The organism is Sulfolobus sp. A20, assembly GCF_001719125.1.
Lineage (GTDB): Archaea > Thermoproteota > Thermoprotei_A > Sulfolobales > Sulfolobaceae > Saccharolobus.
On sequence record NZ_CP017006.1, the window covers coordinates 1,378,371 to 1,394,714 of the forward strand.

14 protein-coding genes and 1 pseudogene are annotated in these 16,344 nt (G+C 34.2%); 7 read left to right on the top strand and 8 right to left on the bottom strand.

Translation table 11 applies throughout. The annotated features are described in order from the left end of the window. The first annotated feature begins 366 nt into the window (after window positions 1–366). Window positions 367–1,671 carry an MFS transporter gene (locus BFU36_RS14225; protein WP_083216443.1) on the top strand — a complete coding sequence of 435 codons (1,305 nt, stop codon included), beginning with the start codon at window positions 367–369 and terminating at the stop codon, window positions 1,669–1,671. Between the two features lie 267 nt (window positions 1,672–1,938). Here BFU36_RS14225 and BFU36_RS07345 read toward each other — a convergent pair whose 3' ends face one another. From BFU36_RS07345 to BFU36_RS07355, 3 genes are all read right to left on the bottom strand, one after another. Beyond that, window positions 1,939–2,577: a helix-turn-helix domain-containing protein gene (locus BFU36_RS07345; RefSeq protein ID WP_069283026.1), complete on the bottom strand. Its 639-nt coding sequence runs from the start codon at window positions 2,575–2,577 to the stop codon at window positions 1,939–1,941. 589 nt (window positions 2,578–3,166) lie between these two features. Continuing rightward, window positions 3,167–4,306: an extracellular solute-binding protein gene (locus BFU36_RS07350; protein WP_069283028.1), complete on the bottom strand. Its 1,140-nt coding sequence runs from the start codon at window positions 4,304–4,306 to the stop codon at window positions 3,167–3,169. A gap of 19 nt (window positions 4,307–4,325) precedes the next feature. Continuing rightward, window positions 4,326–5,531, bottom strand: coding sequence for a CaiB/BaiF CoA-transferase family protein (locus BFU36_RS07355; RefSeq protein ID WP_231961069.1), 1,206 nt, complete (start codon window positions 5,529–5,531; stop codon window positions 4,326–4,328). A gap of 85 nt (window positions 5,532–5,616) precedes the next feature. On the opposite strand from BFU36_RS07355, the gene BFU36_RS07360 reads away from it, so the two are divergent. Further along, window positions 5,617–6,078 carry a MaoC family dehydratase gene (locus BFU36_RS07360; RefSeq protein ID WP_069283030.1) on the top strand — a complete coding sequence of 154 codons (462 nt, stop codon included), beginning with the start codon at window positions 5,617–5,619 and terminating at the stop codon, window positions 6,076–6,078. A gap of 25 nt (window positions 6,079–6,103) precedes the next feature. Here the strand turns inward: BFU36_RS07360 and BFU36_RS07365 are convergent, their stop codons facing one another. Then, a complete protein-coding gene (locus BFU36_RS07365) occupies window positions 6,104–7,435 on the bottom strand; it encodes an MFS transporter (RefSeq protein WP_069283032.1) in 1,332 nt (443 codons plus the stop codon). 303 nt (window positions 7,436–7,738) lie between these two features. On the opposite strand from BFU36_RS07365, the gene BFU36_RS14530 reads away from it, so the two are divergent. Beyond that, window positions 7,739–7,909, top strand: coding sequence for a hypothetical protein (locus BFU36_RS14530; protein ID WP_156770065.1), 171 nt, complete (start codon window positions 7,739–7,741; stop codon window positions 7,907–7,909). A 151-nt stretch (window positions 7,910–8,060) separates the two neighbouring features. Continuing rightward, a pseudogene (locus BFU36_RS14535) lies at window positions 8,061–8,202 on the top strand (IS6 family transposase); the annotation flags it as partial. A 208-nt stretch (window positions 8,203–8,410) separates the two neighbouring features. Here BFU36_RS14535 and BFU36_RS07370 read toward each other — a convergent pair. From BFU36_RS07370 to BFU36_RS07380, 3 genes are read right to left on the bottom strand one after another with little or no spacing between them, the layout of a single operon-like run. Next, window positions 8,411–9,151, bottom strand: a complete 741-nt coding sequence (locus BFU36_RS07370; protein WP_069283034.1) for an ATP-binding cassette domain-containing protein — start codon at window positions 9,149–9,151, stop codon at window positions 8,411–8,413. Then, on the bottom strand, window positions 9,135–10,145 hold the full coding sequence (locus tag BFU36_RS07375; protein ID WP_083216365.1) for an ABC transporter permease: 1,011 nt from the start codon (window positions 10,143–10,145) through the stop codon (window positions 9,135–9,137). The genes BFU36_RS07370 and BFU36_RS07375 overlap by 17 nt, the downstream gene beginning before the upstream one ends. An 18-nt stretch (window positions 10,146–10,163) precedes the next feature. Further along, window positions 10,164–11,192: a sugar ABC transporter substrate-binding protein gene (locus BFU36_RS07380; protein ID WP_069283042.1), complete on the bottom strand. Its 1,029-nt coding sequence runs from the start codon at window positions 11,190–11,192 to the stop codon at window positions 10,164–10,166. A 114-nt stretch (window positions 11,193–11,306) separates the two neighbouring features. Between BFU36_RS07380 and BFU36_RS07385 the strand changes: the two genes are divergently transcribed. Next, window positions 11,307–12,032, top strand: a complete 726-nt coding sequence (locus BFU36_RS07385; RefSeq protein ID WP_069284658.1) for a cyclase family protein — start codon at window positions 11,307–11,309, stop codon at window positions 12,030–12,032. A gap of 53 nt (window positions 12,033–12,085) precedes the next feature. Further along, on the top strand, window positions 12,086–12,850 hold the full coding sequence (locus BFU36_RS07390) for an SDR family NAD(P)-dependent oxidoreductase (RefSeq protein WP_069283043.1): 765 nt from the start codon (window positions 12,086–12,088) through the stop codon (window positions 12,848–12,850). Between the two features lie 1,640 nt (window positions 12,851–14,490). On the opposite strand, the gene BFU36_RS07395 is transcribed toward BFU36_RS07390, so the two are convergent. After that, on the bottom strand, window positions 14,491–15,660 hold the full coding sequence (locus BFU36_RS07395; RefSeq protein WP_069283044.1) for a PLP-dependent transferase: 1,170 nt from the start codon (window positions 15,658–15,660) through the stop codon (window positions 14,491–14,493). 314 nt (window positions 15,661–15,974) lie between these two features. Between BFU36_RS07395 and BFU36_RS07400 the strand changes: the two genes are divergently transcribed. Next, window positions 15,975–16,343 (top strand): RidA family protein, encoded by a 369-nt coding sequence (locus tag BFU36_RS07400; protein ID WP_069284659.1) that lies wholly within the window; start codon window positions 15,975–15,977, stop codon window positions 16,341–16,343. The last annotated feature ends 1 nt before the right edge of the window (window position 16,344 follow it).

Consider the following 16,344-nt stretch of genomic DNA (forward strand, 5'->3'; position numbering starts at 1 on the left):
AACTAGTGGACAGTACTTAGTATTGTCAATGAGAGATAGAGATGAAAGATCACTTAAGGAAAAATACACTGTCTAGAGGGAATGAATAGGCGATGATTACATCTTTTCATTAAAGAATCACACCGTACCCAGTTTTACTAAACGAGGAACTGTATTTCCTGATAAGGTAATGTGCTTACTCATCAGATTAAAAAGTTCGATAAAGGCTAAAGCATGTAACTTGAGAAACTTAAACATGTGCTAATTCTTTGTCTTCCCAAAGATAACCATAATTTGTACATCAATAAAACACCGCATCTGTAACCTATCTTACAGATAAGAATGTATGTTTTTAAGCAAAACAAAAGAGCTTTTTACAGAATAGCAATGTCAGACGGTAATTATGATAGTAAATATGAGGCTTTGCTCTTAATAGCGGTATTCTTCGGCTGGGCCGTTTCCGCCACCGATATAGTACTTAACGCCTTCTTAATAGACCAGATAACTAAGGCTTTCCACATTTCTGTAGCGCTTTTTGGACTTATAGGCATAATGTTTGGTGTAGGTGATGGAATAGGAGGATTTATTTTCGGTAAAATTGATGATACCACTTGGGGTAGAAAGCTTACATTTTTGACTACGTTAGTAGGTGTAATGATATTTACAGCGATGAGTGGACTAGCAATAAATTACCCAATGTTTCTGATATCTAGACTGGGGGCTGGAATATTTTCTGGTGGGGAAATGACTGCTGGTTGGGTTATATTAGCAGAGCAAGTTAGAACAGGTAAGAGGAGTTGGTACATATCTTTTTCACAAGGGGGTGTAGCTGTTGGATATTTTCTGGCTGACACGTTCGCAGGTACCTTTGCTGCAGCGTCTGCGTTAGGTTGGAGGGCTGGATTTTTAGCTAATGCTGCATTTGGTTTTGCAGCTTATCTAATACGAATAGCTATTAAAGAATCTCCGAGCTGGGAAAAAATAATGAGTGTTAAAAAAACTAAGGGAGAAGGAGCTACGATAAAACAAGGAGTTAGAGAGATCTTTAGTGGCCAGTATAGAAATATAACATTACTAGCATTTATAGGATTGGCTGCAGCATTTTTCGGTACTGCATTTCATGATTACTATTATGAGGATTGGTACCTAATAGGAGGAATAACTAGATCACCACTTCCGGCTTTTACTTTTACGATAGTTTTCTACGGATTTGTATTGGGTCATTTTGTCGCGAATGCTACTGAAGGTTGGTTTATGGATCATATAGGAACAAGAAAAGCATCTATGATAACTTTAGCTACGGTACCAGCGCTTATAGCATTTTGGTTCGTACCCATTAAGATTAGCCCAGTAATAGATTTCATAATATTGTTCTTTGTAGGATATTCAGTGCAGACTATATGGGGTTTCGCTCCAGCTTATATGCCACAAATATACCCTACAAGAATTAGACATTCAGGTGAAGGATTCTTATGGGCGTTAACTTATGGACTATTTTATTCTATTGCAGCATATATAGGAGGTATATGGATTGCACTGAACGAGTGGAACCTAGTATTTATCTCTTCTATAATTTGCTTCATTATTTATGTAGTCACAATGTCTACTACGGCATTAGAGTTGAAGGATAAACCGTTAGATTTTACCGAGCAATTAGCAAGTACTGAATCTAAGAGGAAGAATGTAAGCTAGATCATTTTTCTACAAAATATTTTTTATAATTTTTGGAGACAATAATAGGAAAATCTTTTTCATGCAAAATTGATAATGTTAATTTAACTTTAATATCCAAATATATATAAAATAAATAAAAGTAAATCATAAATATAAAATTTTTTATATTTATGGCTTATGCAATCGAGGTAATCCTAACTTATGCCTTTGAGGTAATGCTATAAACATGTCTTCATATAGATGTTGAAATAGTTTTTATAGTGAAAATGTTTACTTATATAGTCATTATTGATTATATAGAAAATTCGATATTATCTTCCTTATTGCATTCCTTAAGTGGAAATTAAGTGTAGTTTTGGTAATACCAAATTCTTCAGCTAACTTATCAAGAGTTATGTTTCTTGGATGTTCAAAGAACCCTCTATTGTAAGCTTCTATGATTATTCGGGACTCTAAAGGAGTAAGTAGCTGTATAGCGTCAACTATATCATATTTACGTCTCTGATTTTTAATTAAGTTAACATTTTTCATTTTAGCTAAAGAATTTGTAACCGTCTCTAAGTTATTATCATTTAAAGAAAATATGGAAAATTTTTCTACTCCATCCTCTACCACTAGAGAGCTTGCTATAACATTATTTTGAAATAATACTCTTCTTATTGAGTCATTATAATTCCCCATAAAACTTATTTCAAATAAATTTCTTCTTATTTTTTTAGTATTTATAACCTTATATATGTTATTATGTTTTTTTAAATTACTTATGAACTTAGATGGATCATTACCATAAAATAACATAATCTCCAGATTAATATGATTAATTGGATTTATTAGATAATATAAGCTTATTAGCTTAACCTCTAAACCTTTAGTAAGTTCAGTCCAATCTCCACTATGGATTAATTCAAGATTAGCCTTTATCATTATCTAAAGATTTTTTAGACTAAGGTTAATAAGCCTTACATACAATTACATCTCATTCTTTGAAATGAAGAGATTTGTTATTAATATATTGTGTGGATATAGTTCCGTTATGAAGTTAAAAGTTTACTAATCCCTTTTTCCATCTATGCGTGAGGGAGGTAGGAAGAAGGTTTATATGGATATTCCTCGTTCGTTGTCATGACGTTGTTAATGTTAGGGGTAAGCAGGAGTATAAGCGGTAGGAAGATTCTTGAGGATACTAAGCATAAAGTAAGCACGTTAAGGAATTGTCCTTGAATATATTAATGGCTAGGGCTATAGCTAGGGTTTTTAAATAAGAGGGTATACGTTTTCGCTTGGATTAAAAGGCAAGCAAAAGTATTTACAACTTGTTGAGCTGTGGGATAAGGTTGAGTCTAAGGCGATCCCAAAATTCATTGGTTTACATCAAGAGTTCAAAGGAGTATACAAGTGAATGTTCACAATTAATACACAAGCAAGCGATGTAACTTTTCAAGGGGTAAAAAAGGAGTTTAAGTAAAAATTTTTAGTTTATACTTCATAAACTTATGAATTTTTACACGCTCATTTAATTTCCTAGTAAACTTAGATACAGATCGTTCAATTCTCTATAAACCTCGTTCTCAGAGGTTTCTCCCCTTAAATATTCATGTAATATGATAGATCCTTCTAATTGGAATCTTGGAAAATTATGATGTCTAGGTCGTATATATGAATTCTCGACAGTCAGTAGAGTATCTAAAAAGAAATTATTCGCCTTATTATTTACTTCATCATCAAGCCACACATATAAGTTTCCAGGTTGTCCACCATTTTCGAAGTACAAACTCTTCTGGATATCCTTTCTCATTAGCCATACTGAAAATTTTATAGCTTCTTCTTTATATCTAGAGTAATTTGATATCGCTATTCCAGCTCCTCCTAAGACGCTTCCTATTGGACCTGACGAGGTTGAGGGAATATTAGTAAATTTTATTACATTTTTTCTAAATCCCCTTATTGAATAGTTTACGTATCCAAAAATTAAAGGAACATAGCCTATTTCGTCAGTCTCGCTCATTTTCTCTAGGACTAAAATTGGATTCATTTTTAAAGAATCTTGGTGTAAGTATTTCAGTAAATTTGACATAAATTTCAAAACTTTTATTGATATACTTTTGTTTGCGAAATATCTTTTATGATATAGTGGAAAGTCTCCATAATTCGAGAGTAAAGTTAGAAAGCTGCATAATGCATGAACTGGGCTTAATGGGAGAGCTATTTTAAAATTTTTAGATTGTAAAGCTAAGTCTACTACTTCATCCCACGTTTTAGGAACTTTTTTAACAATGTCTTCCCTATATGCTGAAAATATACTTGAAACGTCTATAGGTAACGCCCATATATGATTATCATATATATAACTTACTAGAGACCTCTTTATAGAGTTTCTATAGATCTCTTGTAGATCTCTCTCATTTACTATTAAATCTATAGGAGTAAATGCATTTATGCTTACTGAATATCCTATAGTAGGATGATCGATAACAAGAAGATCATAATTATTAACGTATTTTTCAAAGAAAGGTCCCTCGAATTCCTCTAAAGATATGGTATTCCATTCAATTTTAATCTGATTATTAACGTTTTCTGTATAATATTTAGAGGAAGCAATAAGGCCACTATAACCTCGTATATGATTCCAAGTTAAACCTTTCAGCGTTATCATAATTAATCATCTTTTAACCTTAAATTGATTTTTCCTGCTTTAGTCTCTTGATTTCGTCATCAGTTAAGCCTAGTAGCGACTTAAATATTTCAAAATTATGATATCCTCTTGGCATCGGCACAGTATTTACTTCAGCCTGAATTTTTTCTAGCTTAAACACCGAATTAGGAAGGATGATCCTCTTATTTTCAGACGGTATTTCTATTTCTTTATATAGCTCTCTAGCTCTAACATGAGGATCAGTTAGTTGAGATGATAAAGGCCTAAATCTTCCTGCAACTCCTCCAGCTTGGCTCACTATCCTAAAAGCTTCTTCAGTAGATAAGTCTTCGAACCACTTTGAAACTATTTTATGTAATTCCTCTTTATGTCTTAGCCTACCCTCATTAGTCCTATAGTTAGGATTATTTGCTAAATCTTCCCTTCCAAAGTATTCCGCTAATCTTTTCCATGCGTCATCCGTATGAATAATAACATAAATATAACCATCTTTAGTCTTGTATAAATACTCTGGATAGAACATACTGCTAGATGGTCCTACTCTGTATGGCAAGTTCCCTAAGTAATATACCATACTTTGCTGCGACGCAATCACAGCCATATCAAACATTGCCATATCAATTCTTTGCCCTTCTCCGGTTTTGTCTCTATACCTTAATGCTGCTAGAATTGCTCCTACTGCGGCATATGGTGTCATGATGTCTAGTATACCCATACCTACTCTGGTGGGCATTTCCGGAAAACCATTAGTATCCATAAATCCGCTTTCTGCTTCTACTGTAGGATCAAAACCTGGTAATTCTTTATACGGTCCATGATACCCATAGCCTGTAATACTGCAATAGATAAGCCTTGGATTAACTACCTTTAAGGTATCGTATCCTAATCCCATCCTTTCTAGAGAACCGGGCTTTAAATTTTCAATAAATATATCTGTCTTCTTAATAAGTTCCAAAAATAAACTTCTACCTTTCTCAGTTTTCAGATTTAAGGTTATAAATTTCTTATTAGCATTATAAAATATGAAATGTAATGACATTTTTTCATCTACAATGTTAACATATGGCGGGACATATCTTTGCGGATCTCCCCAAGGAGGTTCAATTTTTATTACTTCTGCACCTAATTCTGCTAGAAGTCTTCCAGTATAAGGTCCACTCCAGAATACAGTTAATTCTAGAACTCTTATATCTGACAATGGTTTGAATTGGTTCATCTCAACCATAAGCGCTTGGCGAAAACTTTTAAATTATTACCTTTACATATTAAGGTCATAAATTATTAGCAAAATATATTAAACATTGTTTGTTATGGAATTAAAGAAAGGTGAAAGAATAGTAACTAATGCTAGAACTATAACTGATGCCGATATTGTTCTATTTTCTGGTTTAACTGGTGACTATCATCCAGCACATACTAATGAGATATACGCTAAAAAAGACCCATTATTAGGAAGGAGAATAGCCCACGGACTTTTGGTATTAAGTATATCTCAAGGGCTGTTTGTTAGATCTAACGTTTTTGATTGGGAAAGAGATAGAATAGTATTACTAGGATTTAATAACATTAAGTTTCTTTTACCCGTGTATCCGGGAGACACTATCTTTTCCGTTTTCGAAGTAACTGAGGTAAGAGAAAGTAAAAGTAGACCCGGTGCAAAAATAGTAACACTTAAGTGTGAATGTAAAAAACATACTGGTGAAACTGCATGTACATACGATTATATCTTTATGTTATATAAGTCAGAAGATGGAAAGGAAAAAAGGGAGTAAAAATTTTTAGTTTTCTTTTTAAACTTTATTGACTTATTTCTTCTAATGGTGTACCGGGTTTAACTCGTTTAGCGAAAAGAATCGTAACAGTCCATAGGATTCCAGGGATTGAGCCTAGATATATCCATGTTAATGCTCCTCCCACTGCGGTATAAAGTATTCCAAATAAGAAAGTACCTAGCATGGCTCCTAACATACCCGATGCATAAACCATGCCTATGAATGTAGATCTTACACGCGTAGGGGCTACCTCAGCCCAATATCCAAATCCTGCTCCTGCCATGCATGCCCCATTTCCATAGAACGCTAATATCCATGCTATAGTCATTGGCCAGAAGGAGTTAGAAACTGTCATAAGATATACTCCCAAAGCTGAGATTATCCCTCCAATTGCTATTACCTCTCTTCTACCTATAATGTCTCCAAGAAAACCTGCTGATACATAGCCAAAATATATAACTGCACTTCCTATCAAGGTTAGTTTTATTGCCTCGCTTTCTGGCCATCCTTTAAAGTTTACAAGCCAATAAGTAACGAAGCCATCTATCACAGGCCAATTAATTGAATTAATAAAATAGGCAATCATAGAAGCTAATGCTGTACGTCTAAACCTTATATCTGATATTATTTGATGCCATGTAACCTTCTTCAATTCTTCTGCATTAATTTTGTATTTTTCTTGAAGTTGCTGAGCATATTGAATCTGCCCTTGTCGAAGAGCTTTTCTTATTTGCCTAACTCTCTCAAACCTTTCAGGCTCTGATATCCATCTCCTTGCAATAATCACCAATATCATAGGAATAATACCAGCTATAAAGACTCCTCGCCATCCTACTATTGGTAATAGTATCCCAGAAACCGCTGACGCTAAAAATGCCCCTAAAGGAAAACCTCCTTGAACCCATCCATACCATCTTCCTCTGGTTTTGGCAGGATATTCTTCAATTGTAATGGCGGGCCCTACGGTCTGCTCTACCTCTCCCATACCAGTTGCTAACATTCTAATCACCGCAAATGAGGCGAAAGAATTTGCTAAACCTGTCATTCCGGTAGTTAACGCTGTTATTATAAGTGACCATTGAAATAGCCTTTTTCTGCCTAAATAATCACTTAATGGAGAAACTAAAAATGTCATAATAGCTTGTGATGCATATATCAAAAATCCATATAACCCTATCTCAAACACTGCGAAATTTAAGGAACTAGCTACTACTGGCAAGACTATCGAGGATAATTGAATATCATAGGCCAGTAATGCCCAACCTGCTAATGCTATTACAGTAAGGAAAATCCTATACCTTAGAGATCTTAATATTACATAGTCTCTAATTTCTTTATTAGAATTTTTAGACGGCATCACTCTTTTCCCTCAGTTTACTGCATGACTAATTTTGATTTTAAAATGTTCCTCTTAATATGTTAAGTTAATTTATTAAGTAAAAAGTAGTACCTTTTTCCAAAAAGTAATGCTTATGGGTAAGAGAGGTAGGAAGGAGGTTTATAGAGATGTGTGTGGACAACAATTTGGTTGTTTTGGTATAAATTGAATTTTCTTTAGATAGAAAAGTATTTTTAGAGTTATTTATTGGGGCGAGAATAGGTTTGATTTTCTCGCCCTCACCCAAATTATCTCTACCCTTTTAAGCCTAGGTTTCATTCCTTGGATGAGATTGCATTAGCCTTGCCGTCTTACTTGCTAGGCTTGTCAAGTTGGAGGACTTCATTGCCTCACACTACCTTGCTCTACTATTTTCATAAGTTGGCTAATGTTAATTACGAGGTCAAGGTTGATGTTAAAGAGGGGGATCATTTGCTCGTTGATGAGGGTTAATGGTGAGATGAGTTGTTAAGCATTACCAGTCTGGTTGTATTCTTCATGTTCTTAAGAGTGGTTTCGACGTCTACGTAAGCTTGAGAATTTGAGGGATAAAGTTATCTTCATACACGGTTAAGTCTACAAGACATTCTCTTGGTTTAATACAGAGGTTGAAACTTTTGGCAAGAGAAGCTTAGCAAATATTCAGAAGCCTAAAACATAGGCTAGCGAGCATGGACTTCACATGGAACTCAACAGGGAACACAATAACGAGATGGCTAAAAATATTCTTCAATACAGTTTACTCGAAATCTATTGGCATAAGTTGGAATAAAATTGAATTTTATGGGGTGGATGAAATTATTGTCCACACACTTTTTGTATACAAAAAATTGAAGAATATATAACAAAATTGTTATTCACATATTCCAAGGTTGCAATTTAAAATAAGTATTTATAACTTTTTCTTAAATAAATTTTTAATCTCATATTTGCACAAAATAATTTTCTGAGTTTTTATTTGTTTTTTATGATTAAATTAGCTAACTCATTGACACTTATATCTGATTTTAAATATTCGCCTATTTTCTTTCCTCTAGCCATAATCACTATTCTATCAGATGCCTCGTGTATATGGAATAGATTATGGGTTACAAATATTACGGATATGCCTTTTTCCTTTAATGCCCTTATGAAATTTATAACACTTTCTGTCTGCTTTACTGATAAATTATTTGTAGGCTCATCAAGTATAAGTAGTTTTCTTTTGTGATAGTAAGCTGAAGCGAAAGCTAATCCTTGCCTTTGTCCCCCAGACAACTCATTTACTCTTAACTCTAAATTACGGACTCTTAACCCTACTTCTTCTATTGCCCTCCTTGCTTCTTCTTTCATTTTTCTTAAATTTAAAAATCCGAATTTACCAGTAATTTCTCTCCCTAGGAAGAAATTTCGTGTAATATCTAACACGTTGATCAAGCTTAAATCTTGATACATCATTTCAATACCGTACTCTCTAGCCTCCCTAGGCGAATTAAAAGAAACTCGATTGCCTTCGAAATACATTTCTCCCTCATCTGGTCTATAATATCCTGCTAATATTTTCATTAATGTCGATTTGCCTGCTCCATTGTCCCCAGCTAGACCAAGAATTTCTCCCTTATAAATCTCGAGATCCACTCCCCTTACAGCGTGTAATCCACCAAATCTTTTATGAATGTTTACCATTCTAACTAATAGTTCACTCCTCTGACTCATTTAGCTCACCTAATCTTATATTTCTACTCATTTTCTTACTATATCTATATACCAATACTACAATTATAGTTATAGCTCCTATTAAAGTTTCATAAAGATAAGAGGTAACGCCTATTAATATTAGGCCATTTTCCATACTCCAAATGATTATCGTACCTATTACTCCCCCAACTACACTACCTTCTCCACCAAAAAGTGATGTTCCACCTATGACTGCTGCGGCAATAGCATCAAGTTCTAAATTTCCTCCTTGATTAGCTATTACTTGTCCGTATAAGGCGCTTTGCATCAAGCCGGCGAAACCGGCTAAGAGCGAACATAAAATAAATAGACTAATTTTTACAAGATCCACGTTAATTCCTTTAGCCCTTGCTGCGTCCTTATTTCCACCTACGGCGTAAATCCAATTACCCCATTTATGCCTTTCTAGTAATATAGTAGATATAAACGAGATTAAAACGAACCATAACAATTGTGAGTTAATTATCCCATCTAAATATATATTTCCTACCAATACCTTTTCAAGCGATATAGGGACCGGAAACGCATGAGGCTCGCCACCTGACAACTGTAAGGTTATACCTAACCACAATAATAGTGTGCCTAATGTTACTATAAATGAGGGTATACCTCCCTTAGTAGTAATTAGACCATTTAAAAATCCAATTGTTGCACTTACTAATAACGATAAAAATAGAGCTAAATACCCATTAAACCCTTCAGCTATAAGCAACGCAGAGATCATAGGACTTAAAGCAAAGACAGCAGCTACTGATAGGTCAAATTCACCAGCTATCATAAGTAATGTAACACCTACTGTTACCAATCCATATATTGGTATAACTGAAAATAATATGCCTAAATTATTTAAGCTCAAAAAAGAATTATTTAGTATATAAAAGAATAACCATAATAGTATTAATGTGAATATAGCTGCAAATTCCTTATTACTTATAAGCTTAGATAAAAATGTTCTCCTTTTACTATCAGCCAACTTGATCGCCTAATAGATTTAATAGAATATACCTTCATTGACTAGATTTTGCACTTCTTCTGCTATATCTTTGGTTATTACTAAACTCCCTGTATTCACATTCCATCCGCCGAACATATATTTCTTTATAAATATACCTTGAATTACAGGTAAAAAGCCTTGTAAATATGGTTGCTGATCTATTGTAAGTTGCACGTAACCTGCTAATATTGCATTTAAAACTTGTGGAGTGATATCAAAAGTAGCCACGGGTATTTGACCAGGAGCAATATTGAGTTTAGGGAATACTTGTTGAGCTACTGCCCCCCCATATCCATTGCTCAATATTGCTTTAGTATTTGGGTTAGCTTCAAGATAAGCAGAAATCTGTGAGGAAACTTGAGATAAGTCAAAGCTTGATTCTATTACATCCCAGGTGCAGCCATAGCTTTTTAGAAATTCTTCTATTCCTTGATTTCTTTGTTCTGCCCATACTTGACCCGGTCCCTCATCTATTATAACGACGTGACTACCTTGGGGAAAATACTTACTTAATGCTTGAGCTTGAACGTAACCAGCCTCGACTAAATCTTGTCCTATGAAGCTAACTGCTCCAGTATATTCAAAGTCTTGCTGAGTAGGAGCATTAACATTTACAAGAATTACTATAATCCCTTGTTGTGAAGCTTGGTGAAGATAAGGCTGCACGCTAGTATAAATGTCAGTAGCTATAAGTACATCAGGGTTTTGGTTTATTGCTGTTTGTAAATTAGATATAATTTCAGATACATCAGAAGAACCATTCTGTGGTCTGTACATCTTGCAATCAGCCCCGGTTAATTCACATGCCGCATCAAAGCCGTTTTCTACTACGTTACCGAATACATTCTCTGGACCCCAATGGCCATTAAAAATCATTTTAATTCCTTTACCAAAGCTTGAAGTAGCTTGAGTGACCTTTGGAGGTTTAATCATTTCATAGCCTGCAACTCCCCAACCTGCGGCAGCTAATACACTAGCTACACCTATCCCCACTAATAAATTCCGTCTAGTTTTATCCAGAGGCATCTAATATCTCCTCGCGCATCCTTTCTTGGGCTAAATTTAAAAAGGTTCACCTTTATATGTTAAGGTGATTCTTTATTTTATAGCTAAGTATCGAATATGAGGGGAACAAAGATAATGAATAAATTTAAGGTAGTTCTAGATGAATACGAGATGTATGATTTGTCTTTTCCTCTTTCACATGATGTCGTGTCATGGCCCACTCATCAACCAATAATGGTCAAGAAGGTTAAGAGGGTCGATAGAGATCTCTATGAAATGCATGAAATTAGCATGACCACACAAGATTATACACATTATGATGCTCCTTCACATATGATAGCTGATGGTAAAAGTATAGATAAGTACGAAATAAATAGATTTATACTAGACGCTGTAATTCTGAACTTACAAAATAGAAATGGATTTCCAATATCTCAAGAAGATTTGAAAAAATTTCAAAAATATTTAAATAGTTATTCTGGAATAATTCTTTATACTGGTTTCAATAAAGACTTACATAAATATGAATACGATTGGTCTTATCTAGATGTGTCTGGTGCTGAATATTTAAGTAGATTTAATAATGTGAGGCTAGTAGCTATAGATTCTCCTAGTATTGCAGGCTGGTCAGGAGAGGTTCCGTATAAATCACACGAAATAACTGTGGATGAGGCTATAAAAATACATTTAAAGTTATTGGAAAAAGATATACTAATTCTAGAAGGACTATATGGTTTAAATAAAGTTTTTGTAAAGAATGAACCAACTATTGAGGGTATATTAATAGCGTTACCGCTTAATATAGTAGGAGTAGATGGAGGAATAGCTAGGGCTGTATTCCTTAAGCCCAAAACAAGTTAAGCGTATCATATTTATATCCTAAACTTCGTATACTCATAAAGGTGATACGAGGCATGTTAAACTTAAATAATAAAGTGGCAGTTGTAACAGGATCATCATCAGGGATAGGAAGAGCTACAGCCCAATTATTTGTAAGCTTGGGGGCTAATGTAATAGGATTAGACATTAATGAGGAAGAAGGGAAAAAATTGGAGCAAGAAATAAATAACAATAAGGGAAATTGGTTCGTGCATAAAACAATAGATTTAACTAATACTAAACAATTTAAAGAGTTAGCAGAGTTTATAGAAAAAAAGTTTAACAAGGTAGATATATTGGTAAATAATGCTGGAACAGCAGAATATAAAATCTTAGAAGAACTCTCAGAGGAAGAATGCGATAAAGTAATTAATGTTAATCTAAAACCATATATTTTCTTGACTAAGTATTTTTTGCAACTACTTAGAAAAAGCGGAAACGCATCAATAATTAATGTTTCGTCAGTTACAGCGTTTAGAGGAGAAGAAGACTTAGTGTGTTACGGAGCTACAAAAGGAGGTATAATTTCATTAACCATCACGTTAGCAAGAACGCTTGTAAAGGATAATATAAGAGTTAATGCTATCTTACCGGGGCCATTAGATACGCCATTAACTTTTAGACGAACCAAAGGTATAGACAAAGAAAAATGGCAGAAATTAATTAAGGAAATGGTACCTATGGGGAGATGGGGTAAACCTGAGGAAGTAGCTTACTTGATAGCGTTTCTAGCATCAGATCTCTCAACTTTTATGACCGGTTCATTAATACCTATTGATGGGGGGTATCTAATAAGATAATTTTTAATATTTTTGATAATATATTTCTGTTTTTTATATTTGAAGATGATTAAGAGATGCTAAATATGAAGAAAAAGCCTAAAATATATTATTTTTGCACGCAAAGATTCTCAAAAGAGAAACATTCCATTAAAATTTCTAACCTTGCTATCTATTTTCAAAACTTCAAGCTTAAATCTGTGATCATTTCGATGCTAAAACATTTTCCCTCTCCTTAATGATATCATGAGCGATTAACCCATTATAAACTTATTCATCTTTTTCAAACTTCTTATCATTAATCTAAAAAATATGTGTGGATATAGGTACCGTTATTAAGCTACAAAATGTGGTTATAGTCTTATTTCAAACGTGGATAGTGTGTATTTGAGTGTTTTTATTTACTGCCTTTGTTCCCCTCTTAACTAGTTTCATTGAGGAGTTAATTCCATCGTTTACTGGATGTATTATGGTTTCTTTAGGTAACACATTATAGTGATCACTCTTCGTAATGTATTTTAGCTTCCTTGAAGATTTTCTCGTTCCAATTTAGAATACTAAGTAATTCCGTTGTCTACGTATTATTATGAATATCCACTTATATAGTCCTTTTCATGCGAGTTAGAAAATTTTGAAATTGTCCTTGAATATACTAATGGCTAGGGCTATAGCTAGGGTTTTTAAGTAAGGGGGTACTGCATTAAGAGGTAGGGAGAAGTAACTTGTAGGATAAGACAGAGACAATTCCTTAACGTGCTTACTTTATGCTTAGTATCCTCAAGAATCTTCCTACCGCTTATACTCCTGCTTACCCCTAACATTAACAACGTCATGACAACGAACGAGGAATATCCATATAAACCTTCTTCCTACCTCCCTCACGCATAGATGGAAAAAGGGATTAGTAAACTTTTAACTTCATAACGGCACTATATCCACATATCTTCTTGGAGAATTCGAAGAATTTTATAAAATGCATTAAGATATTGTCAATAGATTTTAGGGATGAGTTATACTTAATGCAACATCATTGCATACAACATTGGAATAAGTTTTAAGCCGAGAACCGTGGTATGAAATTTGTTTATCCTCACTGTTGTTCTACTTATTATTCTAAGTGATGTAAGGGTGTGAAAGAAGTTATTTATAAGTATTTCCGTTATATTGATTCATGATGTAGGAATGATAGGTTCTGACTTCCTCCTTGCCTTGAAAGGCGAGGGTTCCTCTCATCGATTGTTATATGAGGAGCAGTCGAGAGGCTCAGAGAATCATACAAGTTCATTATTGCAACATCATTTCTATCATTTCATCGAAATTCAAGCGTAGGAACTTAGTCCTCAGCCATCTGCTTAGGATAGGTGACTCATGGTATTCCTTCGAACTAAACAGCACAGAGCTCATATCCCCATTAGCCTCTTACCCACCCTTAGAGCATCAAGTGAGCAATCATCATATGGAAAAAGACTGTAAATAGGTTGGTCTGTCAGTAAAAAAGTTCTCAGATTAGAATCGATGAAAGTAACTCTCTAAAGGTAGGAAGTATAGGATAAGGGGTATAGCTTATCGATATACTAATAATGTTACAATCTTCAATATTGTAACGTATCTTAAACTTATGGACTTTTTTTGAGTGAAAGTTAAAAAGTGAAAAAGAGTTCTCAGCAAATAGCTAAAGCATTATTGAAATCCTCTATTAAATCTTCTATATCCTCTATACCTACTGACACTCTAACAAGTCCCTCGGGTATTTCCATTCTCTTTAACTCCTCTTTAGATAGTGAAGCGTGACTTGTCTCTCTAGGTAATGTAACTAACGTCTCCACTCCTCCTAAGCTTGACGCAGATATCGCTATTTTTAACGATCTAATTATCTTTTTAGCGCAATCGTATCCTCCTTTAGGTTCAAAGGATAGCATTCCTCCAAAGCCCTTTAAAACTTTTTTCGCAACACCATAATACTCAAAGTCTGGTAAGCCCGGATAATATACTTTTTTAACCTTACTATTTTCAGATAAGGACTTAGCTAATTCCATCGCGTTCTTATTATGCTTTTCCATTCTCAAACCTAAGGTCTTAATTCCTCGTAAAGTTAAGTAAGCACTAAAAGGGTCTGGTATGCCTCCATAAGTTCTCCTAACATTAATTATTCTATTAAACATTTCTTCATCGTTTGTAGCTGAAAGTCCTATTACCACATCGCTGTGTCCAGAAATATATTTAGTACCACTATGAACAACGATTTTAGCTTTTAAGTCTAAAGGTTGCTGATTATAGGGCGAGGCAAAAGTTGCATCTACTATTAATTTAGAACCAGTCTCATAGCTATACTTACCTAGTTCAACCATGTCTACTACTTGAACAGTAGGGTTAGTTATAGATTCAACGTAGATTATATCATATTTCTTATTATTTATATCTAATGAGTTGATTGCTCTAACTGAAACGAAATCTACTTCTATATCTTCTTTTGATTTTAGCTCATTAAGTAAAGTATACGTTCTTCCATAAAGCTGATTAATTGCAAGAATCTTAGTACCTTTCCTTATTAAGCTTAGTAACACTGATGAAATAGAAGCCATACCAGAAGAAAAAGATATTCCATATTTAGCATTCTCGAGTGAAGCATACTTTAACTCTAGTGATGTTAAGGTAGGATTACTCTCTCTAGTATATAAGTATGTATTCCCAGTAAATGGATCTCTATACGCTTCCACATATTCGTTAGGGTAAAGGAAAGTTGAGGTCTGGAATATTGGCGTTACCACGTTGCCAAATCTCTTATCTATCAATTCTCCTTCATGTACTGCCTTAGTATTAAAGCCCTTCATCAGTAGAAAAGTAGAGTTCTAGGAATAAAAGATTATATAAGCAGAATCATCAAGAAACTATCTGACTTCCTCTCCTCCTCTATAAATGGCGAAGGCTCATTTTTTAAATTTTAACGTTTTGTCTAAGGAGGTGGGAAAACTTGACGTGAATCTTAGCCAAAACAACTGATCTTCTCCCTCCCTAAAAGACGAGGCTATTCCTCTTTTTAAAGTGTTCTTAAATAGAGGGTTAAAATACTTGAGACTAATTGTATAAAGTAAGTAAGCTTTTCCTTCCCCAGAAGCTTTTTTATATGTATTATCAAAACTTCTATATGCCTCAGAAAAAGGTTATAGACGTACCAAGCTTAAGTAAAGGAGGACCCTACTCTCATGCAGTAATCTATGACAATCTAGTCTTCATTTCGGGCATGACTGGACAAGACCCAGAAAAAGATCTTAGTTTTGAGGAGCAGTTTAAGAACGCCATAGAAAAGATTGCTAAGGTACTAGAGCAAGCTTCTTCGTCATTAGATAAAGTTTTAAAAGTGACAGTTTATCTCTCTGATCCTCAATACTTTAATAAGATGAACGAACTCTTCAAATATTATTTTCCTAACAATCCACCGGCGAGAACAACTATAGTGTGTAGATTCGTTAACGATAAAATAAAAGTTGAAATTGACGTGGTTGCAGGTATATGAA

Bases quoted from the DNA above. Each gene is read 5' to 3' on its own strand.
- BFU36_RS14225 (WP_083216443.1), top strand. From the start codon at position 367: ATGTCAGACGGTAATTATGATAGTAAATATGAGGCTTTGCTCTTAATA.
- BFU36_RS07345 (WP_069283026.1), bottom strand. From the start codon at position 2,577: ATGATAAAGGCTAATCTTGAATTAATCCATAGTGGAGATTGGACTGAA.
- BFU36_RS07350 (WP_069283028.1), bottom strand. From the start codon at position 4,306: ATGATAACGCTGAAAGGTTTAACTTGGAATCATATACGAGGTTATAGT.
- BFU36_RS07355 (WP_231961069.1), bottom strand. From the start codon at position 5,531: ATGGTTGAGATGAACCAATTCAAACCATTGTCAGATATAAGAGTTCTA.
- BFU36_RS07360 (WP_069283030.1), top strand. From the start codon at position 5,617: ATGGAATTAAAGAAAGGTGAAAGAATAGTAACTAATGCTAGAACTATA.
- BFU36_RS07365 (WP_069283032.1), bottom strand. From the start codon at position 7,435: ATGCCGTCTAAAAATTCTAATAAAGAAATTAGAGACTATGTAATATTA.
- BFU36_RS07370 (WP_069283034.1), bottom strand. From the start codon at position 9,151: ATGAGTCAGAGGAGTGAACTATTAGTTAGAATGGTAAACATTCATAAA.
- BFU36_RS07380 (WP_069283042.1), bottom strand. From the start codon at position 11,192: ATGCCTCTGGATAAAACTAGACGGAATTTATTAGTGGGGATAGGTGTA.
- BFU36_RS07385 (WP_069284658.1), top strand. From the start codon at position 11,307: ATGAATAAATTTAAGGTAGTTCTAGATGAATACGAGATGTATGATTTG.
- BFU36_RS07390 (WP_069283043.1), top strand. From the start codon at position 12,086: ATGTTAAACTTAAATAATAAAGTGGCAGTTGTAACAGGATCATCATCA.
- BFU36_RS07395 (WP_069283044.1), bottom strand. From the start codon at position 15,660: ATGAAGGGCTTTAATACTAAGGCAGTACATGAAGGAGAATTGATAGAT.
- BFU36_RS07400 (WP_069284659.1), top strand. From the start codon at position 15,975: ATGCCTCAGAAAAAGGTTATAGACGTACCAAGCTTAAGTAAAGGAGGA.